Origin of the sequence: Actinomyces viscosus (assembly GCF_900637975.1) — a bacterium.
GTDB classification, from domain to species: Bacteria; Actinomycetota; Actinomycetes; order Actinomycetales; family Actinomycetaceae; genus Actinomyces; species Actinomyces viscosus.
Genome location: NZ_LR134477.1, coordinates 440,123 through 462,937, shown reverse-complemented (window position 1 = coordinate 462,937; position 22,815 = coordinate 440,123). Strand labels below are relative to the sequence as shown.

The window sequence follows — 22,815 nt, the reverse complement described above, 5'->3', positions numbered from 1 at the left end:
TTTCCGCCACTTAGTTACGGGCCTTCAGTCCCACTCTCAAGATCGCCAATCTTCAACCACCCCAGGCTGAAACCATCTCGCAGAATCACTCGAATGATAGTCTTGACAAGGGAAGTGAGGGGTTGCTGCAGGCGTCGTCACCGCATCGAGACTCGCTCGTTTCACGACATCACGTCATAGATGACCTATAATAGCCTTATTGACCTGTAGGACGTTCTACAGAACACCTTATCGATCTCATCGTCATCTCCGAAAGGCGGCACGGATGGCCATCTCTCCTCTGGCGCTGGACTCCCTGGATCTGGCGCGCTGGCAGTTCGGCATCACCACCGTCTACCACTTCATCCTGGTTCCGCTGACCATCGGGCTCTCCCCGCTGGTGGCTCTCATGGAGACGCTGTGGCGGCGGACCGGCAACAAGCAGTGGCTGGTGGCTACCAAGTTCTTCGGCAAGATCCTGCTGATCAACTTCGCGCTGGGCGTGGCCACCGGAATCGTCCAGGAGTTCCAGTTCGGTATGAACTGGTCGGAGTACTCGCGATTCGTCGGGAACATCTTCGGCGCACCGCTCGCCTTCGAGGCCCTGCTGGCCTTCTTCATGGAGTCCGTCTTCCTGGGCCTGTGGATCTTCGGGTGGGACCGTCTGAGCCCCAGGCTCCACAACCTGTGCATGTGGGCCGTGGCCGCGGGCACGAACTTCTCCGCCTTCTTCATCCTGACCGCCAACTCCTGGATGCAGCACCCGGTCGGCGCCGTCGTCAACCCCAGGACGGGACGCGCCGAGCTCGACGGCGTCAGCGGCTTCCTCAAGCTCCTGTCCAATGAGCTGGTATGGGCCACCGTCCTGCACGTCATCTCCTCGGCGCTGCTGGTCGCCGGCGCCGTCATCCTGGGCGTCTCGGTGTGGTGGATGACCAAGGCAGCCCGGGCCGAGCAGGACTTCGAGGCCCGCGAGCTGTGGCGGCGGGTGACCCGCTTCGGGGCCATCACCATGGTGGCCGCGGGCCTGGTCACCGCCGGCACCGGTCACATGCAGGGCCAGCTGGTCGCCGAGTACCAGCCGGCCAAGATGGCCGCCGCCGAGGGCCTGTGCCACTCCGAGACCAGCGCCCCCTTCACCGTGGCCGCCTTCGGGGACTGCCGCAACGAGGACGGCATGGTCCGGTTCATCTCGGTTCCCGGCGTCTACTCCTTCATGGCCACCAACGACTTCAAGGCCGAGCTCACCGGGCTCAAGGAGGCCGGGGACACCTACGCGGAGCGGTACGGCACCACCGACGCCCGCGGCAACACCGTCGACTACAGCCCCAACGTCATGGTCAGCTTCTGGTCCTTCCGGCTCATGATCGGACTGGGAATGGCCTCGATGGGGCTGGGGGTCCTGGCCCTGTGGCTGACCCGCTCCGGGCGGCTCATCTCCCGCCCGCTGCTGGGCAAGATAGCGCTGGCCACCATGTGGCTGCCCTTCATCGCCTGCTCCTTCGGATGGATCTTCCGTGAGATGGGACGCCAGCCGTGGGTCATCGTGCCCAACCTGTCCGACCCGGTCTCCCAGGTCTACATGCTCACCGCCGACGGGGTCTCCTCCGTGGTCTCCTCCGGCACGGTGCTGGCGTCCATGGTCATCTTCACCCTGCTGTACGCCGCGCTCGGCGTCGTCTGGTTCGCCCTGCTGCGCCGTTACATCCGCGAGGGCGTGCGCACGCCGGTGCCGGGCAGGGCCGACAGGACCGCAGGATCGGATGACACGGGCTCCGAGGACTCCGGCGGCTCCGAGGCCGGGTCCAGCGACTCGCCCGAGAGCACCCCGGCCCTGTCCTTCGCCTACTGAACCGAGGAAGGTAGACACCCATGACACTGAGCATCCTCTGGTTCGTCCTCATCGCCGTCCTGTGGATCGGCTACCTCACCCTGGAGGGTTTCGACTTCGGCGTCGGAATGCTCCTGAAGATCCTGGGCCGCGACGAGCGCGAGCGGCGCGCGACGCTGGCCACCATCGGCCCCCACTGGGACGGCAACGAGGTGTGGCTGCTGACCGCCGGCGGTGCCACTTTCGCGGCCTTCCCCGAGTGGTACTCCACCCTGTTCTCGGGGGCCTACATCGTCCTGTTCATCATCCTGCTGTGCCTCATCGTGCGCGTGTGCGCCATCGAGTGGCGTCCCAAGGTCAACTCCCAGACCTGGCGCGACCGCTGGGACTGGGTCCACACGATCAGCGCCTGGCTGCCCTCCGTCCTGTGGGGCGTGGCCTTCGCGAACCTGGTCCAGGGCATGCACATCGAGGTCGTCCAGATCTCCAACGGCGCCGTGGTCCCGGCCGGTCAGGTACCGGCGGACTCGCTCATGCCCGGTGCCGCCCACCAGATCACCGGTGGGCTGCTGACCATGGTGACACCCTTCACCCTGCTGGGCGGTGCCGTCACCTGCCTGCTCTTCCTCAACCACGGTGCGCTGTTCGTGGCCCTCAAGACCACCGGCGAGCTCTCGCAGCGGGCCCTGCGGCTGTCACGCGGGCTTGCTCCGGTGTCCACCGGCGTGACCGCCGCCTGGGCCCTGTGGGCGCAGCTGGTCTACTCGAGCACCGCCCTGTCCTGGATCCCGCTGGTCATCGCCGCAGCCGGGCTCATCGGCTCGCTGCTGGCCGGCCGCGCCGGGAGAGAGGGACGGGCCTTCGCCCTGCACTTCGTGGGCATCGCCTTCGCCGTCATCTTCATCTTCGCCGCGATGGCTCCCAACGTCATGCGCTCCTCGGTGGACCCGGCCTACTCGCTGACGATCCAGCAGGCCGCGAGCGCCGACACGACGCTGCTCATCATGACCGTCGCCGCGGCCGTGTTCGTCCCCGGCGTCCTGATCTACACAGTCTGGAGCTACAAGGTGTTCGCCTCGCGCATCAGCGCCGAGAGCATCAACCCCAACCAGGGAGGGCTGCACCCCACGCTGGTGCGGGACTCCGCCCAGCCCGAGGCGCACTTCGGGTACTGAGGCGAGGCCGGCCACCGCTGAGCGCATCGGCCGAGGGTGTCGGGCCTTTGGACCTACTCCCCTATCCTTGGGAGGGTGAAGCCTCTCGACCCCCGGCTGATGCGCTACGCCCGCTCAGCGCGCAGATACATCGCCGCCACGGCAGTGACCGGAATGATCACCGCCGTGCTGGTGGTGGCGCAGGCGTTTCTCATCTCGGGCGCGGTCTCCGCGGTCATCTCCGACGGCGCCGGCCCTGCAACGGTCAAAGGGCTGGTCGTGGCTCTGGGCGGCGTCGTGGTGGCCCGGGCGCTGGTGGTCCTTCTGCAGGAGCTTCACGCCCACCGCTCCGCGACGGGGACGATCATCGAGCTGCGCCGTCTGGTCCTGGAGCATGCCGCCCGGCTGGGTCCCAGGTGGCAGGCGCTCCGCGGCGCCGGGACCGCCACCCTGCTGACCCGCGGCCTCGACGACCTGGAGCCCTACTTCACCCGGTACCTTCCCCAGCTGGTGCTGGCCGCCACGGTGACTCCGGCGACGGTGCTGGTTCTCATCACCCAGGACTGGCCGGCCGCGGTGGCGGTGGTGTGCACGCTGCCCCTCATCCCGATCTTCATGATCCTCATCGGGCGGATGACCCAGTCCGTCTCCCAGGAGCGGCTGGAGACCATGCAGGTCCTGGGTGACCAGGTCCTCGATCTCATCTCGGGGCTGCCCACCCTCAAGGCGCTGGGGCGTGAGCAGGGGCCGGCCGCGCGGGTGCGCGCCCTGGGGCGCGCCTACCGGCGCACCACCATGTCGACCTTGCGGATCGCCTTCCTGTCGGGAGCGGTCCTGGAGTTCATCACGACGCTGTCGGTGGCGATCATCGCCGTCGAGATCGGGTTCCGGCTGGTGGCCGGTCGCATGGACCTGTTCACCGGCCTGCTTGTGCTCATGGTGGCGCCGGAGGTCTACCAGCCACTGCGGCAGGTGGGTTTCCAGTTCCATGCCTCGGCCAACGGGGTGGCCGCCGCCGAGTCCGTCTTCGAGGTGCTTGAGACGCCCGTCCCCGAGCGCGGCACTCTGCCGGCCCCCGACCTGCGCACGGCGGCGATCGAGCTGGAGGCAGTGTCCGTGTCCGCCAGAGGAGCGTGGGCCCCGGCCGGCTTGAGCGCCACGATCCGCCCCGGCGGCCTCGTGGCCCTCATCGGGCCGTCGGGTGCCGGCAAGACCACGACGACGCAGGTCCTCCTGGGCCTGCTGCCCGCTGACCGGGGCCGGGTGAGAGTCGTCCCCCTCGGGGAGCCGGACGACGCCGTCGACCTCAGCGAGATCGACCCGACCACCTGGTGGGAGCAGATCGCCTGGGTTCCCCAGCGTCCCACCATCACCCCGGGAACCGTGCTGGACAACGTGCTGCCCACCACGGCGCCGGACGCGCTCGAGGCCGGGACCGCGCCCGAGTCTGTAACGGACTCGGTGGAGGAGGCGGCCCGGGCCACCGGCTTCGATGAGGTGGTGGCCGCCCTGCCGCAGGGATGGCAGACCGTTGTGGGCAGCGGCGGAGTGGGCCTGTCCGTGGGCCAGCGCCAGCGGCTCGCCCTGACGCGGGCCCTGTGCTCGACGGCGCCCCTGGTGGTCATGGACGAGCCGACCGCGCATCTCGACGCCGCCAGTGAGGCCCATGTGCTCACCGCGGTGCGCGCGCTGCACGCCTCGGGGCGCACCGTGGTGGTCATCGCCCACCGGCCGGCACTCATCGCGCTGGCCGAGCAGACCGTTCCGGTGACGAGCGAACCGATGGAGCCGGCGTCATCAGCAGCCGCCTCTTCCGAGCCGTCTGCTGTCCACGAGTCGCCCGCAGCACAGGAGGAGGTCCTGTGAGCCCTGTGAGCCCGCTGACCAGTGCCCTGTCCCCGGCCCTGTCCGCCCGGGAGCGACGGTCGCTGCGCCGGGCCGTGGGCCTGCTGCACCTGGACCGCTCGCGCTTCGCCCTGGCGGTGCTGGCCGGCACGGCGGGGATGGCCTCGGCCGTGGCCCTTTCCGGGGTGGCGGCCTGGCTCATCGCGCGGGCCTCCCAGATGCCCGACGTCGTCGCGCTGGGGGTGGCTCCGGTGGCGGTACGACTCTTCGGCATCTCCCGCTCGGTGCTGCGCTACTGCGAGCGGCTCGTCTCGCACGACACCGCCCTGCGGGGCATGGGCGCGCTGCGTACCCGTCTCTACGAGGCGCTGGCCTCGGCTCGCACCGACACGGTTGCGGGACTGCGCCGCGGAGACGTCCTGGCACGGGTGGGCAGCGACATCGACGCGGTCGGTGACCTCGTGGTGCGCGCCTACCTGCCCGCGGCGGTCGCTGCCGTCCTGGGCGCGGCCACCTGTCTGGGGATCGGGCTCGTCTACTGGCCGGCCGGCCTCATCCTGGCGGCCTGTCTGCTGCTGTCCGGGGTGGTGGCCCCGCTGGCCACGATCCGCTCAGCCCGGGTCGCCGAGCAGGCCCGTCAGAGGCAGGACACCGAGCTGTCCGCCGAGGTGCTCGCGGTTCTTGAGGGGGCGCCGGAGCTGACCGTATCCGGGCGTCTGGCGGACTCCATGCGCCAGGTCGCCTTCCGGGAGAAGAGCCTGCTCCACCTGCGAGACCGGGCTGCGGTCCCCGCGGCGATCGCGGCCGCCGTGGACGTGGCGGCCATGGGGATCGCGGTCGTGGGCAACCTGGTGGTCGGGGTGAGGGCCGTGGCCGCCGGACAGCTCGGCCCGGTCTGGCTGGCGGTCATCGTCCTGGTGCCGTTGGCGGCCTTCGAGGCCACCTCCGCGCTCGGTCCGGCCAGTGTGCAGCTGGTGCGTTCGGCCGGTGCCGCCTGCCGCATCGTGGAGCTCATCGAGACCGCCGAGGCCAGCACCAGCGACACCGGCGCCACCGACGACACCAGCGCCACCAGCACTGACTCTCCTGAGACGTCCCCTGCGACTCGTGAGCCGGCGGAGCTCTCTGGTCGGGCGCCGCGCCTGAGGGCCAGGAACCTGGCGGTGGGCTGGCCCGGCGGCCCGGTCGTCGCCGAGGGCATCGACCTGGATCTTGAGGCCGGCAGCCGGGTGGCGGTCGTGGGTCCCTCGGGGATCGGGAAGTCGACCCTGCTGGCCACGCTGGCGGGGCTGCTGGAGCCCCGGGGAGGCACGCTGACGCTCGACGGCGTCCCGCCGTGGCAGGTCTCCCGCACCGAGGCGGCGGCCCGGGTTTGTCTGACGGCGGAGGACGCGCACGTCTTCCACACCAGTGTTCTGGAGAACCTGCGCGTTGCCCGGGGGGACGTCACTGCCGCCGAGGCGGGCGAGCTGCTGAGGCGGGCCGGGCTCGGTGACTGGCTCGACGCTCTGCCCGACGGCGTCGACACCATCATCGGGACGGACGCCACGACGCTGTCGGGCGGTGAGCGGCGTCGGCTGCTGCTGGCCCGGGCGCTGGCGGCCCCCGCGCCACTGATGCTCCTGGACGAGCCTGGTGAGCACCTCGACGCCGCAACGGCGGACCGGCTCGTGGCCGACCTGCTGAGCGTGGGGGCCGATCAGGGGCGCGGCACGCTCCTGGTCACTCACCGCCTCAGCGCTCTGGCGCACGCCGATGAGGTCCTGGTCATGGGACGCCCCTGCCAGGACGCTGAGGAGCAGGCGCCTGCGACTATCCTGCACAGGGGCAGCCACGACGAGCTCCAGGACGTCTCAGAGACCTACCGGTGGTCGCTCTCCCAGGAGAATCAGGACAGGCAGCACAACGACACGTCCCACGTGAACCGGACGAGCTGAGCACGATGACGACATACGACCCGCAGCACGCAGCAGAGGCACTCCCACGGGGCCCCCGCTTCTTCCCCGGTGCGCCCGAGGACGACCCGGAGCAGCCCCGCATGCCGGTCCGAAGGAGCCAGGAGGCGGCGACACCGCCCGCCGAGGAGGCCGCTCCGACGGGGCGCCTGGCCTACGCCGTCCACGCCGACCAGCTCGTCTCCACCCGGGGCCGCCAGGCGGCGACCCTGCGACCGAGCCTGGATGAGGCGACTGTCGACCTCATCCAGGCAGCCCTGAGGCTCACCAGCTCCCTACGGGTCCCCGACGCGCTGCGCCGCCTGGTGGAGTCGGCCTGCTCCATCACGGGCGCCTCCTGGGGAACGATCGCCGTGCTCAGCCACGCGGACATGGATGTCGAGGCCGTCGAGGCGGGCGCCTCCCCCGAGGGCCCGGGCACCGGGCTGTGCAGCGGGGTTCCCACGGCGACCCTCGATGAGCTCGCCCAGATGGCCGGCACCGCTTCCAGCGCTGCGTCGGGTGCGTCCGCGCACTCCCCGCTCAGCGGGCTCGAGGGGACCGGGCTGGTCATCGACAACGACCTGGGAAGGGCCTCGGCCTTCACCGGCGCCATCGAGGACGAGGAGACCGGCAGCCTGCTCTCCGCTCCGCTGCGCCTTCACGGGCAGGTCTACGGACACCTCTACCTGTGCGACAAGCCAGGCGGCTTCACGCGTTCCGACGCCGACGCGGTCCTGACCCTGGCGCAGGCTGCGGCCGTGGCCGTGGAGAACGCCCGCCTGTACCGCGAGGCCCGCGACCGTGAGCAGTGGATGGCCGTCTCCCAGGAGCTGACGACGCTGCTGCTCTCCGGCGCCGAGGAGGACGACGCGCTGACCCTCATCGCCCACCGGGTCCGCCAGGTCGCCCACGCCGACACCGCGGCGCTCATCCTGCCCAGCATCGGTGAGAGCTGGATCTGCGAGATCGCCGACGGCGAGCACGCCAGGGAGCTGGTCGGCACCTTCTTCCCGCCCGAGGGCCGAGCCCTGACCACCCTGGCCCACCAGACCGGTCTCGTCGTGGCCTCGCTGGAGGATGCCTGGCAGGGCGGCGACCTCCGGGTCCCCCAGCTGGCCCGGTTCGGACCGGCTCTCTACGCCCCGATGATCCACCGGGGTCGGGGCGTGGGGGTCATGCTGCTGCTGCGCTCCCCGGGCGCGGCCCCGTTCACCGCCCAGGACCTGGAGATCGCCGAGCTCGTGGCGGGTCAGGCCACGATGGCCTTCGAGCTGGCCGACGCCCAGCACGCCGAGGAGATGGCCACCCTCCTGGACGAGCGGGCCAGGATCGGCCGGGACCTGCACGACCTGGCCATCCAGCAGCTCTTCGCCACCGGCATGCAGATCTCGGCGGCCCGGGAGCGCCTGGCCGCCGCCCGGGACGGTGACAGGAGCGCCGCCGAGGTGGAGCTGGACACGGTGTGCTCGGTGCTGAGCACCGCTCTGGAGGCCGTGGACGACTCCGTGGGCCAGATCCGCTCCATCGTGCGCTCCCTGCGCGACCGTGACGAGGAGGTCGGCGTCGTCGAGCGACTGCGACGGGAGGCCTCCCTGGCCCGTAACGCGCTGGGCTACGCCCCTTCACTCCTGCTGAGCGTCGACGGCCGGGGCCTGGCCCAGGCGGACCGCGACGAGGAGGACCGGCTCATCGGCTCGGTCGATGCCGTCGTGGGCCCGGACATCGCCGACGACATGGTGGCCGTGGTGCGCGAGGGCCTGAGCAACGTGGCCCGCCACGCCCACGCCTCCTCGGTGACGGTGGACGTCAAGATCGAGGGGGTGCTTCCGGGCTCGGAGCTGTGCTGCGGTCCGGGCGACGACGAGGGCCATGCCTCGGGGGACGCCGAGCCCTTCCGGGGCAGCCCGGTGGTGGAGATCGTCTGCCGCGACGACGGCGTCGGGGTCAACCCGTCGGTCAAGCGCCGCTCGGGGACGGCCAACATGGCCGAGAGGGCCCGCCGTCACGGCGGCAGCTTCGTCATCGGCCCACGGGCCCGGTCCGACGGCGAGCGCCGCGGCACCTGCTTCACCTGGCGGGTACCGCTGGGCGAGGGCGGCAGGCTGCGCTGAGCCCGCGGCGGGCGACCGCGGTCCCCCACGGCCGCTGCCGCGTATGCCCAGGAGATCGTCCGCGGGGAACGCGCCGGTCAGCCGTTGCGCCAGCCCGAGGCCCGCTGGCCGGCGACCCAGGCGGCCACCTGGGTGCGTCGCTGCAGGCCCATCTTGGCCAGCAGTGAGGTGATGTGGTTCTTGACCGTCTTCTCGGCGACACCGAGGCGCTCGCCGATCTCCCGGTTGGACAGGCCGTCGCCGATGAGGTCGAGCACCTTGCGCTCGGCGTTGGTCAGGTCCGCGGTGGGGTCGTCGTGGTCGGCCCGGCGACGTGTGACGGTGCGCTCGTCGAGCAGGACACGACCGGAGGCGACCGCCCGCACGACGTCGCTGATCTCGGCGCCGTGGACGGTCTTGAGCAGGTAGGCCCGGGCCCCGGCGGCCAGGGCCTCGGCCAGGGCCTCGTCGTCGTCGAAGGAGGTCAGCACGATCGGCAGGGCCTGGGGCACCGAGTCGCGCAGCTCCTGCATGAGCTCGATGCCCGTACCGTCGGGCAGCTGGAGGTCCACGAGGATGACGTCGGGGCGAACCAGCTCGGCCCGGCGCACCGCCTCCGCCCGGGAGCCCGCCTCGGCGACGACGTCGAGCCCGTCGGCCCGGTCGATGATCTCGGCGATGCCGCGGCGGACGATCTCGTGGTCGTCCACGATCATGACGCGGACGATCTCCGAGGAGGGGGTGTGTGACATGCTCATGACATTACCAGGGGCCGGGGACCTACGTCACATGAACAGCTGCGTCGTGGCGCCGTTCTCGCGGGGTTCGCGCGGGTCCGGCGGCACGTGCGGGTGCCGGCCTCAGCGCTCCCGGCGCGCACGCTGCGGCCGGCCGGGACGTCGCGGCCGGGTCTGGCAGCGAGGACAGTAGGTGTGGGAGCGCCCTGCCAGGACCTCGCGGAGCATGGTGGCCCCGCAGCGGCGGCAGTCCAGTCCCTGGCGACCGTAGGCGCCGAGCTCACGGGCGAAGAAGCCGGCGGCGCCGTCGACGTCGACGTAGAGGGCGTCGAAGCTCGTGCCGCCGACCTTCAGGGCCCTGGTCATGACCTCTGCCGTGGACTGAAGGATCCGGGACACGACCCGGGGTCCGAGGGCCGTCCCGGGGCGCAGCCCGTGCACCCCGGCCTCCCACAGGCCCTCATCGGCGTAGATGTTGCCGATGCCGGAGACGAGCCCCTGATCGAGCAGGAGAGTCTTGATGGCGCGATTCGAGGCGCGCACCCGGTCGACGACCCCACCGGTGCCGGTGCGCTGCAGGGCGGGGTCGAGCAGGTCGCGGGCGATGTGGGTGGCGTCGGCCGGAAGCAGCGGCTCCGGACTGCCCGCGCCGCCGGGGGCGCCGTCGGCGGTGGGGACCAGGTCGACAACGTGCAGGCCGCCGAGCATGCGCTGGTCGACCAGGTCGAGGACCGCGCCGGAGCCCGGGTCTGGAACGGTTCCACCGGCGGCGGCGTCGCTCAGGTGGAGACGGATGCGCAGGTGGCGCGGGGAGGTCGAAAGATCCCGCACGTAGCGGGGCTGGACGGTGGCGCTCAGGTCCACCGGGCGCCCGCCGGGCCGAGCGTCCGGGTCGGCCAGGAAGGGCGCGGCGCTCACCGGCTCGGTGTCCGGCTCCGGGCCACTGGTGGGAGCGGTGCCGCGCACGAGCAGCTGGCCGCTCATGCCCAGGTGGGCCGACAGGGCGCGCCCGTCGTCCAGGGGCAGCCACAGGAACTTTCCCCGGCGGACGGCCGCGGTGACGGTGCGCCCGGTGAGCTGGTCGACGAAGGCCTGCGCTCCGCCGTCCTGGCGGCGCAGGGGGCGCGGGTCAAGAACCTCGACGCGGGTCACGGTGCGTCCGGTCATGTGTCGGGCGAGCCCGGCCCGCACCACCTCGACCTCGGGGAGCTCGGGCATCAGCTCTGCTGGGAGGCCTGCTGGGAGAGCAGGTCGGCGCGCAGGGCCTCGTTGACACCGGGCAGGTCGAGACCGCCGTCACCGCGGGCGGCGAGGATGGCGGCGTAGGCGGCCTCGGCGGCGTCGTGCTCGGCGATCTTCTTCGAGCTGCCCGTGCCCCGTCCCATGATCTCGCCGTCGACGATGGCGCTGGCGGTGAAGACCCGTTGGTGGTCGGGGCCGGCACCGGTCACCTCGTAGGCGGGATTGCCGAGCTGGTGGGCGGCGGTGAGCTCCTGGAGGCTCGTCTTCCAGTCCAGGCCCGCGCCGCGGGTGCGGGCCGAGTCCAGGAAGCGCGAGACGAGCCGGGTGACGACCGTGCGGGTCTCCTCCAGGCCGTGGGTGAGGTAGGTGGCACCGATGAGGGCCTCGACCGTGTCGGACAGGATGGAGTCCTTGTCGCGCCCGCCCGAGAGCGCCTCGCCCTTGCCGAGCCTGATGAACTCCCCCAGCCCCAGGTCGCGGGCGACGGCGGCCAGGGCCGGCTCGGAGACCGTGGCCGCGCGCATCTTGGCGAGCTGCCCCTCAGGAACAGCCGCGTGGGTGCGGTAGAGGTACTCGGTGACGATGATGCCCAGGACGGAGTCGCCCAGGAACTCCAGGCGCTCGTTGGTGGGCAGGCCGCCGTTCTCGTGGGCGTAGGAGCGGTGGGTCAGGGCCAGGTCGAGGAGCTCGGCGTCGATACTGGGGCCCCAGCGGTAGACGAGCGCCTCGGTGTCGGTGCGCGCGGGCGGGGCGGTGCGGCGTCGGGCCATCAGGACCGGTCCCTCTGCGCGTCCTCCCGAGGGCCCTCACCGTCGTCCTCCTGATCGGCCTGCTGGCCGGCCTGCTGGTCGGTCTCGGTCTGGAGCAGACCGGCCAGCGCGGACCAGCGCGGGTCGAGGACCTCGTGGTGGTGGTCGGCGGGCAGGTCCTCGAGCCGCTGTCCGCAGTCGGGGCACAGCCCGGGGCAGTCGGGACGGCACAGGGGCTGGAACGGCAGCGTGGGAACCAGGGCGTCGCGCAGCGCGGGCTCGAGGTCCAGCGTGGTCTCCCCGACGGCGAGGAGCTCATCGGCCTCCTCGTCGCCCTCTGCCCGCTGGGCCTCGATGGCCTCGGGGAAGAGGTAGAGCTCGTCGATCCTCACGGTGCGGTCCTCGTCGAGATCGCGCAGGCACCGCACGCACTCGCCATGGACGTGGAGGTCGGCGTCGGCGTGGGCCAGGACGCCGTCGTCCATGGAGGTCAGGGTGACGTCGAGGGCGAGGTCGCTGCCCTCGGGCACGCCGATGACCTCGGTGCCCAGATCGGCGGGCGCGGGGGTGTGGATCTGCAGATTCTTGACCGAGCCGGTGGCACGGGGCAGGTCGACGATGTCGACGACGAGTCCTGACATGGTTTCCTCCACTGCTGGTTGACCGCGCCGCGTCCAACGGGGTGTCTGTGCTGGGCCGCGATGTGCTGGTGGGCCGGGGCGGGCGCAGCACCGGACCGGTGGCGGGCGAGGTGATGGACAGTTGTCTGGCGCGAGCGTACCCGGTGGGGTGAGGGCACCGGAGGCTCAGCGGGCGGAGGGGTCCACGGACCAGCCGGAGCGGCGGCGGACGGGCTCCTGAACCTCCACCGACTGGTCCATGCCGCCGCCCAGACGACCGGCCAGGACCTCACGGCCGGCGCGGATCTGCTCGGCGACCTTGGCGACCTCGGCCTCCAGGGAGGCCAGGGCCCTGTCGGAGTACTCGTCGGCCCCGTGGCGCAGGGAGGCGGCCTTGTCCTCGGCCGCCGCCACGATGCTGTCGGCCCGGTCGTTGGCCATGCGCACGATGTTCTCGCCGGCCACCAGGCGCTCGGACTCCTCCTGGGCGTACTGGACGAGCCGCTCGGACTCGGCCCGGCCCTCGGCCAGGACGGCGTCGGCATCGGCGACGATCTTCTCGGCGCGGTGGACGGCGGTGGGAACCGCGTCGCGTGCCCGATCGATGAGGTGCTGGGCGGCCTCCCGGTTGACGATCGCCGAGGCGCTCATCGGCATGGAGCGTGCGTTGGTGATGAGCTCGTCGAGCTCATCGAGGATGTGCAGCAGGTCGTCTCCGGCATCGCGGCTGGTCGTCACGGTAGGTCCTCTCGTGTGTGGTCGGCGCCGACGAAGCGGCCTGGCGGGGTTCCGGATGGGACGCTCCGGACGGGGCCTGGGGCGCCACCCTGCGGAACGGGCTGTGGCGCTCCGGCGGCGATCCGGGCCTCCAGGGCGTGGGCGACGGCGGGTGGGACGAGTGCGGAGACGTCCCGACCGTAGCCGGCGACGTCCTTGACGAGGGAGGAGGAGATGTGGGCGTGGGCGGGCGAGGCGGCCAGGAAGACGGTCTCGGGGGCGCCCAGGTCCCGGTTGAGCAGCGCCATGGGCAGCTCGGCATCGAGGTCGCTGCCGTTGCGCAGCCCCTTGATGACGGCGTTCGCGCCGCGCCGGCGGCAGTAGTCGGCCAGCAGCCCGGGGACGAGGTCCACCTCGACGCCGGGCAGGTGGGAGGTGGAGGCCCTGGCCAGGGACAGGCGTTCCTCGACGTCGAGCAGGTGGCGCCCGGCCTTGGCCGCGTTGTGGGCGATACCGATGACGACGACGTCGAAGAGCGTGGTCGCGCGGGCGGCGATATCGACGTGCCCCAGGGTGAGGGGGTCGAAGCTTCCGGGGTAGACGGCCAGGCTCATGCGGCCACGCTACTGGCTGGGCGTGTCGCCGTGCGGGACGCGCGCCGCGTTGTCCTGCTCAACGGCGCGCCCGCTCTCACGCTGCACGACAGCACGACGCCTCTCGAACCTGGCGGCCGCCGATATCTCAGAACTGCGCGAAGGCGCTGCTAATATTTCTCATGTGCCCACACGCGTGACTCTCAGTGACGTGGCTGACGCAGTCGGAGTCTCGTCTCAGACCGTCTCCCGCGTGCTCAACAACCACCCGTCGGTCCGCCCTGAGACGCGTCAGAAGGTGCTGACGGCCGTCCAGGCACTGGGCTACGAGCCCAATCTTGCCGCACGTCTGCTGGCGTCGGGATCCTCGGGGGCCGTCGGGATCCTTCTGACCGCCGGGCTCTCCCACGGCATGGCCTCCACCTTCTCCGCAATCGCCAGGGCCGTTCGTGAGCGGGGAGACACGTTCGTTCTCGCCACCGCTGACGACGGATCGCCGGATTCGGTCAAGGAGGCCCTTGCCCATCTTCACGGCCACCGTGTTGCCGCCACCGTCGTCCTCGCCCAGCGCGCCGACGTTCTTGCCGTCCTGTCGTCTCAGCGCCACCGAGGCCCTGTCGTTGCCATCATCTCGGGTCAGCACGAGTTCTCCGCGCTATCGACCGTCTCCATCGACCAGGCGATGGGGGCCAGGTTGGCGACAGAGCATCTTCTCGCCCAGGGGCGCACACGACCGCTCCATGTCACCGGGGACCTGTCGTGGCAGGACGCCTCCGAGCGGCTCGCCGCCTACCAGGCGGTGTGCGCCGAGGCCGGAGTCCCTGGTCGCTGGGTGGGAACGGACTCCTGGACGGGAGACGCCGGCGCCAGGGTCGCTCGGCGCCTGCTCGACAGCGGTCTGCCCGACGCCGTCTTCGCCGGCAACGATGACATCGCCCTGGGCCTGTGCCACGAGCTGCTCGCCGCCGGCGTGCGGATCCCCGACGACGTCGCCGTCATCGGCTTCGACGACATTCCCCTGGCACGGTGGGCGACTCCGTCCCTGTCGAGCATCACGCAGGACTTCGACGCCCTGGGGCGGGCCTCGCTGAGCCTGTCCGACGAGCTCGTCGGCGGCGAGCAGCCCCACAGCATCTCTCTCGAGCCGCAGCTAGTCGTCAGGTCGTCAACGGCGGGGGCCTGAGCCACGCCCCTCCTCAGGATCGGCATCCGGTAGAGCCCCAGTTGAGACACGGCCACCAGGCCGAGCGCACCCGCAACCACCCCGCACGGCGCACGACTGTGCAGCAACTGATGAGCAGGGGAGGCAGGAGCAACGATGTCAGCGCTCACTCTCCTCTCGTCACCCATGATCGTGACGCCTTCGAGAACCTCCTCGACTATCCATAAAATCCCGCTAATTCCGCTTGATTGCCAACGATTCAGCAAGCAGTGAGGCTTGACACCTTTCTGTGACTCAACTAATGTGAGCGCCATCATCCACCAGTTCCGACGAGGCCGTCGGACCCCAGCGGCAGCAGCAACGAGGCAGCCCCGCTCGCTCAACGAAGAGAGAAGACCGTGACCCCAGCATCACTCTCCCGCCGTACCCTCATCTCAGCATCGCTCCTGAGCGGAGCAGGAGCAGCCCTGTTGTCATCGTGCTCATCGGGCAAGAGCAAGAACGACAACGCCCCGACCCAGATGTTCACCTGGGTGTCCAGCGAGTCGGACCGCGCCCAGTGGCAGGCCTTCGTCGACGCCGTCAAAGAGACCGACCCCGACTTCAAGCTCGACTTCTCAGGTCCCAGCTACAACGACTACTTCACGAAGGCGAAGACTCGGATGACGGCCGCCGACGCTCCGGGGATCCTGACCACGCAGGCAGCCCGGACGAAGGAGCTCGTCGGCATCATGGAGCCGCTGGACGATCTCATCAAGACGCACGGGGTCGACACGTCAGTCTTCAACAAGGCCATGATTGAGGGCATGACGGTGGACGGCAAGCTTTACGCGCTCCCCTACGACGCCGAACCCTGCGTCATGTTCTACAACCGACAGTCCTTCAGCGCAGCGGGCCTCACGGAGCCGACAACCGGATACACCTACGAGCAGTTCCTGTCGGACATGAAGTCCCTGACCACTGACGGCAAGGTCGGCATGGCCATCAAGCCGAGCCTCATGGACACCGCCCCCGGAGCATTCGCCTACGCCAACGGTGCCACCGCTCTCGACGACAAGGGCAACCTCTCCCTGACCTCCGCCACCTTCGTCTCATCGGTTCAGAAGGCTTTCGATCTTGCTGCCGTGAACGGCTACGCCAAGGCACCCTCCGCCTCGGACGGCGACGAGGTTGCCCAGGGCGCCTTCACGTCCGGTCAGGCCGCCTCCCTCATCGACGGCCCCTGGATGTACTCAACCTTCGCCGAGCAGCTCGGCGAGAACCTGGGTGTGTGCGTCATCCCCAGCGACTCCGGGCAGTCCGTCGGCGTCATCCAGGGATCGGGCTTCGGTATCGGCAAGAATTGCCCGGACAAGGACGCCGCGTTCAAGAACATTATGAAGCTGGTCAGCCCCGAGGTCGTCGGCAAGGTGGCACGCACCCGCGGTACGGTGCCATCCATCAGCTCCCAGATCGACGGATGGGCCGAGGGCAAGCCGGCCGGGAGCGTCGATGCGATCAAGTACCTCCTGGACCATGGCACCCCCCTGGTCACACCGGCCAACTGGAACCAGATCGTGACCTCATTCACCCAGTACAGCCCCGAGGGCTATCGAGGCTCGCGCACCGCTGCGGACATCCTCAAGGACCTGCAAGAAAGTGCCGGCTGATGGGAACAGCCACCGTCGCGGAAAGCCGCGGGAACCGTGGAGGTCTCCGGAGCAGACTACGTGTTCTCGCGTACCTGGCACCCGGAATGACCGGATTCATCATATTCATCGCCATTCCCCTGATCGCATCGCTGATCATCTCATTGTTCTCATGGTCACTCCTAGGAACCTCGGAGTTCATAGGCGTTGAAAACTATCGACGAATGTTCTCAGGCGAGGATCCGGCCTTCTACACAATCCTCAGGAACACGGTAGTATTTGCGCTCCTGTATACGGCGGCCAACCTCATCATCTCCACCGGGATATCCTACTGGCTGCAGCACCTGCCCAGCAGGTTCTCCCGCACCCTCCGTATCATCTTCTTCATCCCCGTTGTCACTCCAATGGCCGGAAACGCACTGATCTGGCGTCTCCTTCTCAATGATGACGGAGTCGTCAACTCTGCACTCAACAGCATAGGAGTTCCATCGCTTCCCTGGTTGAACAACCCGAACCTGGCGATGACCTCCCTTGTTATCATGAGCCTGTGGCAGGGACTTGGATACAATATCGTGGTCCTCACCGCCGGACTGAACGGGATCAATCCCTCAGTTCTTGAGGCGAGCGAGCTCGATGGCGCCACGGGAGTGAGACGATTCTTTCAGGTCGTCTTCCCGATCCTGTCTCCCACCTTCTTCTTCTGCACCGTGATGACGGTCATCGGGGCGTTCAAGGTGTTCGCCCAGCCCTTCTTCCTCACCAAAGGCGGCCCGGGAGAGTCGACGAACACCATCGTACTCGCCCTGTACCGCAATGGATTCTCCTTCGACAAGCTCGGGTACGCCTCCGCCCTGGCATGGGTACTATTCGTTATCGTCATGCTGCTGACAGCCCTTCAGTTCAGCCAGCAGAAGAGGTGGGTGAACTATGACTCTTGAGCACCGCTCCAGGATCAGCAGGCTTGTTTCCTACTCGCTACTCACGCTGATCGCGATAGCGTTCCTCTTCCCCTTCGCCTGGATGCTGGCGTCCTCCCTCAAGCCCACGTCCGAGGTGTTCTCCACCGGAGCCTCTTTCACCGGCTCGCGCCTCGCGTGGGACAACTACACCGAGGCAACTCGCCAGATCCCCCTGGGTCGCATCATCCTGAACTCGATCCTCGTCTCGACGTGCGGCGCCGCCCTGACCATGACGGTCTCACTACTGAGCGCGTACGCCTTCGCCAGACTTCGGTTTCGGTTCCGCGACCACCTGTTCATGCTGTTTCTGGGAACCCTGGTACTTCCGCAGGAGGTGCTTGTCATCCCCCTGTACATCGGCTTCCAACGTCTGGGACTGGTCAACAGCTACACGGCCCTCATCCTTCCATTCGCCTTCGGGGCCTTCGGAGCGTTCCTCATCCGACAGTTCATCCTGAGCCTGCCTCTGGAGTTCGAGGAGGCGGCAAGAATCGACGGGGCCGGCGATCTCAAGATCCTCTGGCACATCCTTATCCCGCTACTCAGGGCCCCGGTGCTCGTCGTCGGAGTCTTTTCCTTCATCGACTACTGGTCCACGTTCCTGTGGCCGCTTATCGTCATCAATGACGCAGACCTGGCCACGATCTCACTGGGACTTCAAATGTTCTCAGGCGAGAGGGGAACCGACTGGGGCCCCATGATGGCCGCCGTGTCCATGTCGGTCATACCGTCCTTCTTCATTGTCACCTTCCTGCAGAGCCAGCTGGAAAAAGGTGTCACCCTCGGCGCCTTCGGAGGTCGTTGACTCATGAATCGCCCCACTGCTTCGCAGCACAGGGACCGTCTGGGAACTCACCAACCGAAATGGCTGGACGACACCCCTCTTGGCATCTTCATTCACTGGGGAGCATACTCAGTACCCAGTTGGGCCGAACCTCACGGAGAGCTTGGCACGGAGCCCGACGAGAAGACGTGGTTCACCCATAACTCCTACGCTGAGTGGTACTTCAACACCATACGCATTCCAGGCAGTCCGGCAGGAAAACACCATCGAGAGACCTACGGGTCCCTGCCATACGACTACTTTCTGGACATGTGGCACGCAGAGCACTTCGACCCTGACGACTGGGCCTCTTTATTCAAGGAGGCCGGGGCGGGGCTCGTCATCCCGACGACCAAGCACCACGACGGCATTACCCTATGGGACGCCCCTGAGACCTACGGGCGCAACACAGTCCACCGAGGCCCTCGACGGAACCTCACCGAGGAGATATCTCAGGCAGCACGTAAGGCGGGAATGCGTTTCGGGGTGTATTATTCGGGTGGCGTGGACTGGCATTATCGACCTTTTCCCGTCATTGTGAGCGAGAAGGACCTGGAACGCCTTGCGAGGACAGTTGACCCCGAGTACGGCCGCTATATCTTCAACCACTGTCTTGATCTGTTCAAGCGATATCGCCCTGATGTCTTCTGGAATGATATCGAATGGCCGGACTGCGCCAAGAACTTCGATTCCTACGGCTTGGGAACGCTGCTTGAGCACTACTACGCACTGTGTCCGGAGGGCGTCGTCAACGACCGCTTCGGCGGGTTCCACTCCGATTACGAGACCAGCGAGTACCAGGCGATGCGTGGCTCTGAGGCGGCGGACCGGTGGGAGAACTGTCGCGGAATCGGGCTGTCCTTCGGCTACAACCGGCTGGAGGGTGATGGGCAGTACCTCACCGGGGCCGCCGCCGCTCATCATCTGGTCGACGTGGTCTCACGGGGAGGACGTCTTCTGCTCAATGTCGGTCCGCGTGCGGACGGCACCATTCCCGGTCCCCAGCGGGCCTGCCTGCAAGGGCTAGGTGCGTGGATGCGTGCAGCAAGGCCGGAGCTGTCCCGTCCCTGCCCGGAGCTCATGGATCGGACGGGGTCGTTCCCGGGGGCACGACTCATGTCTCACGGGGACCATGCCGTGCTCTTCGCGCTGGACGACGTCGAGATCCCGCTCGACCGTCTGCCCGAGGAGTTCGACTGGGGCTCCTCAAGGGCCGGCGACGAGCAGACACGGGTGAGCCGCGACCACGGCCTGCTCACGGCGGCACCCACCGCGCTGGGCCCTGGGATCGTCCTGGCCGAGCGCCTGCGCTGACACCCACAGTCTTCTCTCCGCCCACTTGGTACGAAGTGGGCGGAGAGAGAACATGATGGCAGGTGCCCCGAGATGGATGGACGCGTCAGGCTGCGCTGATGGGCCTTGGTGTGCGCAGCGTGTAGAGCCCGTAGGCAGCCACCACCAGGAAGCAACCAGCGACCGTGACATAGGACACTGCGGCAGAGGTTCGGTCCATGATGGCGCTTTGCACCAGGGGCATGGTGGCTCCGCCGATGATGGCCATGACCAGGCCGGCAGCCCCGTACTTGGTGTCCTCCCCCAGCCCCATCAGGGCCTCCCCGTAGATGGTGGGGAACAGGAGGGAGATGCACGCGGATAGGGAGATGATGGCGAGCACTCCCAGAATGTTCACACTCACCATCGCGAACAAGGAGAGCGCGACTCCGATGGAGCACATGACCAGAAGCAGCTTGCGCGCGTCGTACCTGCCCATGAGACCCACCATGAGGAAACGGAAGACCAGGAAGACGATCAGGCTGGCCTGAAGCCAGTAACCGGCCACTTCATCCGAGACGCCCAGAGCACTGGTGACATAGTGCAGGGTGTAGGTCCAGATACAGGTCTGCGCGGAGACGTTGAAGTACTGCGCCACCACCCCGAAGCTGTAACGCCTGTTCCGAATCAGGCGCATGAGCCTTCCCGGACCACCGCTGTCACCCGTCATGGACTCCGTCGGCCGCTCCTTGACCTTGACCCGGCCGATCATGACGGCCAGCAGAATGTAGAGCAGCCCGAGGGCGACATAGGGGCCCATCACGGCTCTGAGCTCGGTGCTCTGAGTGGCCAGCAGAGCCTCATGGCTCATGGCCGCGCGCTGCTCGGCGGTAGCCGGGTTCACCTTGGGCAGGATCAGCAGGGCGGCCAGCAGCACCCCCAGGTTGGAACCGATAGGGTTGAAGGCCTGCGCGAAGTTGAGCCGCCGTGTGGCGTTGTGCTCCGGCCCCATGGCCATCACAAACGGGTTGGCACTGGTCTCCAGGATGGACAGACCAGCAGCCAGGGTGAACAGGGCGGTCAGGAAGACCGAGTAGGTCATCACGTACGCCGCCGGGATGAACAGGAGCCCACCGGTTCCCGCCAGTACCAGCCCGATCAGGACTCCACCCTTGTAACCCAGGCGGCTGTTGATGAAGGCCGCAGGAATCGCCAGGCAGAAGTAGGCGCCGTAGTAGGCGGACTGCACCAGGGAGGACTGCAGGTTCGTCATGGAGAACACGGAGCGGAACACCTTGACCAGCGGGTCAGTCATGTTCCCGGCCAGACCCCAAGCGGCAAAGCAGGAGACCAGCAGGCAGAAGGGCACCACCATCCCGGGGTACAGGAATCCGCGGCTGGAGCGGGCCTCCTGGACGGGGCCCGCCTCGACACCGGCCGCAGCGGGTCGGATGGCGGTCATGACAGCACGCCCTTCTTGAGGATGAGATTTCCGTACAGGGCGGTCTCCCCGGTGACGACGACGGCGTAGACGCTCGGGGTGTAGTCGTAGAAGGCCATACGCTCGATCGTCCTGACGCTCACGGGTCCAGCGTCCTTCTCGGCCTCGTTCCAGATCTGCTCGTAGACGTCCCACACCGGGGGCCGGGGGTCGTCGCCGACCGTTTCCATGAGAGCCACCTGGTAGCTGCTGTACCGGTCCAGGGGCATGAGCGTGAGGATGGACCTCAGCAGGTCGGGAATTCCCAGTCCGTCGGCGCGCACCGTGGTGGGGTGGAGGTGATGTCCGGGGAAGTTCGCGTCTGCCAGAAGGATCTCGTCGCCATGCCCCATCTCGAGCAGGATCTTGACGAGGTCGGGTGAGAGGTTGGCGGGGATGTTGCGGAGCATCGTCGCTCCTTTCGTGAGTGAGTGGGTGGGTGTTCGTGTGAGAGTGGGTGGGGGCGCGGGTGCGCCGTGGTCAGCGGGCGGTGGCGTTGAGCAGCCGCTCTCGCATGGCGTCGAAGGAGGCGGGGTCCGTCATGGACTGACAGGCCCCGACCTCGACGGGGCGGACGCTGCGGCGCAGCACCTCGCCGCGGGCAGCCGGGTCGAGCACCCCGACGGCCTCGAGCTGGGCGAGGATGTTGCCCAGGGCGCTGGCCTCCGGGGTGCCGACAACGACCCGGCGGTGGCAGGCCGCCGCCGTCATCGCCGGCAGAAGGCTGTTGCGCGCCCCGCCTCCCACCAGGTGGATCGGGGCGGTGCGGTCCAGCAGGTCGCCGACGACGTCCTGCAGCCCCTGGGCGTAGGCGGCGTGGGCGCAGGCAAGGGACTCCAGGATGAGCCGGACCGTCTGCGCGGGCCCCTCCGGCTCCACCTTGTAGCGCAGGCGGCACCAGTCGGCGATCTTGTCGGGCATGTCCCCGGGGGCGGCGAAGAGCTCGTCGTCGGGGTCGATCACCACACCGAGCGAGGCGCACTCCCCCGCCGCCTTGACCAGCGCCCCCGTGTCGGGCTCGTTCCAGGAGCGCTGGCACTCCTGGAGGAGCCAGAACCCGGTGAGGTTGCGCAGGAGCCGGATGCCGCCGTCGGTGCGGACCTCGTTGGTCAGTCCGGCCCGCAGCGCCGCCTCGTCCAGGACGGGGCGGGGAACGGTGGCCCCGATGAGGCTCCACGACCCGGAGGAGATGAACAGGCGCACCTCGTCATCGGCCAGTCCGAGCGCGTGGACGGCGCAGGCGGTGTCGTGTCCGCCGGGGCGCACGATGGTGACCCCCTCCGACGTCGTCCCGGCCACCGTGGCGTCGTCGACGAGCGGGGGCATCCACCGCTCGGGGACTCCGGCGGCCCCCATCACCTGCGACGACCAGTGGTGCGCTCCCGGCGAGGCGAGCCCGGTGGTCGAGGCGATGGCCCGTCCCACCTCGGCCGGGGCGCCGAGCAGGTGCGCCACCAGGTCGGGCAGCGGTAGGAATCGGTCGACTCGCTCAACGAGGTCGGGGTCCTCCCTCAGGTCCGCGTAGAGCTGGTAGACCGTGTTGATCTGCTGGGGCAGGATGCCGGTCTCCCGCCAGGCCGTCTGAGGGGTGACGGCCCGGTCCAGGTCCGCGGCCCACCGGGACATGCGCCGGTCTCGGTAGGCGCGGGGAGCGCGCAGCAGGGCGCCCCGGGCGTCGAGGAGTCCGTAGTCGACGCCCCAGGTGTCGATCCCGATGGAGTCGGGCAGGCGCCCCAGGCGCCGCGTTGCCTCGACGATGCTCCGACGAACACCGTCCATGATGCGCTCGAGGTCCCAGGTGAGGGTGCCGTGGTCGTCCACCGCCTGGTGGTGGAGCCGGTAGACCTCCTCGGTGCTGACGGTCCCTTGCCGGTAGCTTCCCAGAACCGCTCGCACGGAGCTGGAGCCGAGGTCGAGGGCCAGGGCGTGGTGCTCGGCCCTCACCCCGCCGCGGCCCGTGGTCGGACGGTGCTCGTCGGTGCTCGTCATGGCTGCGT

General features: G+C 68.8%; 19 protein-coding genes. 10 read left to right on the top strand and 9 right to left on the bottom strand.

The genetic code is table 11. The features are described from left to right. Positions 1 to 265: 265 nt before the first annotated feature. From EL340_RS02070 to EL340_RS02050, 5 genes are all read left to right on the top strand, one after another. Complete coding sequence (locus tag EL340_RS02070) at positions 266 to 1,831, top strand: cytochrome ubiquinol oxidase subunit I (RefSeq protein WP_126413206.1); 1,566 nt, start codon at positions 266 to 268, stop codon at positions 1,829 to 1,831. Between the two features lie 20 nt (positions 1,832 to 1,851). After that, positions 1,852 to 2,985: a cytochrome d ubiquinol oxidase subunit II gene (cydB, locus tag EL340_RS02065; RefSeq protein WP_126413205.1), complete on the top strand. Its 1,134-nt coding sequence runs from the start codon at positions 1,852 to 1,854 to the stop codon at positions 2,983 to 2,985. Between the two features lie 75 nt (positions 2,986 to 3,060). Further along, positions 3,061 to 4,830: a thiol reductant ABC exporter subunit CydD gene (cydD, locus tag EL340_RS02060; protein WP_197722335.1), complete on the top strand. Its 1,770-nt coding sequence runs from the start codon at positions 3,061 to 3,063 to the stop codon at positions 4,828 to 4,830. A gap of 5 nt (positions 4,831 to 4,835) precedes the next feature. Beyond that, complete coding sequence (gene cydC / locus EL340_RS02055; protein WP_126415267.1) at positions 4,836 to 6,746, top strand: thiol reductant ABC exporter subunit CydC; 1,911 nt, start codon at positions 4,836 to 4,838, stop codon at positions 6,744 to 6,746. 5 nt (positions 6,747 to 6,751) lie between these two features. Then, positions 6,752 to 8,857, top strand: a complete 2,106-nt coding sequence (locus EL340_RS02050; protein ID WP_126413204.1) for a GAF domain-containing sensor histidine kinase — start codon at positions 6,752 to 6,754, stop codon at positions 8,855 to 8,857. Positions 8,858 to 8,934: 77 nt separating this feature from the next. Here EL340_RS02050 and EL340_RS02045 read toward each other — a convergent pair whose 3' ends face one another. From EL340_RS02045 to coaD, 6 genes are all read right to left on the bottom strand, one after another. After that, positions 8,935 to 9,594, bottom strand: a complete 660-nt coding sequence (locus EL340_RS02045) for a response regulator (protein ID WP_126413203.1) — start codon at positions 9,592 to 9,594, stop codon at positions 8,935 to 8,937. A gap of 102 nt (positions 9,595 to 9,696) precedes the next feature. Then, the gene (mutM, locus tag EL340_RS02040) at positions 9,697 to 10,791 is read right to left on the bottom strand and encodes a bifunctional DNA-formamidopyrimidine glycosylase/DNA-(apurinic or apyrimidinic site) lyase (protein WP_126413202.1); all 1,095 of its coding nucleotides are present in this window, start codon (positions 10,789 to 10,791) and stop codon (positions 9,697 to 9,699) included. Then, on the bottom strand, positions 10,791 to 11,585 hold the full coding sequence (gene rnc / locus EL340_RS02035; RefSeq protein WP_126413201.1) for a ribonuclease III: 795 nt from the start codon (positions 11,583 to 11,585) through the stop codon (positions 10,791 to 10,793). Before rnc ends, mutM begins: the two co-directional genes overlap by 1 nt. After that, entirely contained in the window at positions 11,585 to 12,205 is a 621-nt protein-coding gene (locus tag EL340_RS02030) for a YceD family protein (RefSeq protein WP_126413200.1), read from the bottom strand. The genes rnc and EL340_RS02030 overlap by 1 nt, the downstream gene beginning before the upstream one ends. Before the next feature lie 165 nt (positions 12,206 to 12,370). Next, a complete protein-coding gene (locus EL340_RS02025; RefSeq protein WP_126413199.1) occupies positions 12,371 to 12,922 on the bottom strand; it encodes an ATP synthase subunit B family protein in 552 nt (183 codons plus the stop codon). Beyond that, positions 12,919 to 13,515: a pantetheine-phosphate adenylyltransferase gene (gene coaD / locus EL340_RS02020; RefSeq protein WP_126413198.1), complete on the bottom strand. Its 597-nt coding sequence runs from the start codon at positions 13,513 to 13,515 to the stop codon at positions 12,919 to 12,921. Before coaD ends, EL340_RS02025 begins: the two co-directional genes overlap by 4 nt. A gap of 163 nt (positions 13,516 to 13,678) precedes the next feature. On the opposite strand from coaD, the gene EL340_RS02015 reads away from it, so the two are divergent. From EL340_RS02015 to EL340_RS01995, 5 genes are all read left to right on the top strand, one after another. Further along, positions 13,679 to 14,677 carry a LacI family DNA-binding transcriptional regulator gene (locus EL340_RS02015; RefSeq protein ID WP_126413197.1) on the top strand — a complete coding sequence of 333 codons (999 nt, stop codon included), beginning with the start codon at positions 13,679 to 13,681 and terminating at the stop codon, positions 14,675 to 14,677. A gap of 377 nt (positions 14,678 to 15,054) precedes the next feature. Continuing rightward, positions 15,055 to 16,305, top strand: a complete 1,251-nt coding sequence (locus tag EL340_RS02010; RefSeq protein WP_197722334.1) for an ABC transporter substrate-binding protein — start codon at positions 15,055 to 15,057, stop codon at positions 16,303 to 16,305. Then, entirely contained in the window at positions 16,305 to 17,222 is a 918-nt protein-coding gene (locus tag EL340_RS02005) for a carbohydrate ABC transporter permease (RefSeq protein WP_232023179.1), read from the top strand. Before EL340_RS02010 ends, EL340_RS02005 begins: the two co-directional genes overlap by 1 nt. After that, positions 17,212 to 18,048: a carbohydrate ABC transporter permease gene (locus EL340_RS02000; protein ID WP_126413196.1), complete on the top strand. Its 837-nt coding sequence runs from the start codon at positions 17,212 to 17,214 to the stop codon at positions 18,046 to 18,048. Before EL340_RS02005 ends, EL340_RS02000 begins: the two co-directional genes overlap by 11 nt. Before the next feature lie 3 nt (positions 18,049 to 18,051). Further along, positions 18,052 to 19,380 (top strand): alpha-L-fucosidase, encoded by a 1,329-nt coding sequence (locus EL340_RS01995; RefSeq protein ID WP_126413195.1) that lies wholly within the window; start codon positions 18,052 to 18,054, stop codon positions 19,378 to 19,380. An 85-nt stretch (positions 19,381 to 19,465) separates the two neighbouring features. On the opposite strand, the gene fucP is transcribed toward EL340_RS01995, so the two are convergent. From fucP to EL340_RS01980, 3 genes are all read right to left on the bottom strand, one after another. Further along, on the bottom strand, positions 19,466 to 20,800 hold the full coding sequence (gene fucP, locus EL340_RS01990; RefSeq protein WP_126413194.1) for an L-fucose:H+ symporter permease: 1,335 nt from the start codon (positions 20,798 to 20,800) through the stop codon (positions 19,466 to 19,468). Continuing rightward, a complete protein-coding gene (locus tag EL340_RS01985) occupies positions 20,797 to 21,228 on the bottom strand; it encodes an RbsD/FucU family protein (protein WP_126413193.1) in 432 nt (143 codons plus the stop codon). The genes fucP and EL340_RS01985 overlap by 4 nt, the downstream gene beginning before the upstream one ends. A gap of 70 nt (positions 21,229 to 21,298) precedes the next feature. Beyond that, positions 21,299 to 22,807 (bottom strand): rhamnulokinase, encoded by a 1,509-nt coding sequence (locus EL340_RS01980; RefSeq protein WP_126413192.1) that lies wholly within the window; start codon positions 22,805 to 22,807, stop codon positions 21,299 to 21,301. Between the last annotated feature and the right edge of the window lie 8 nt (positions 22,808 to 22,815).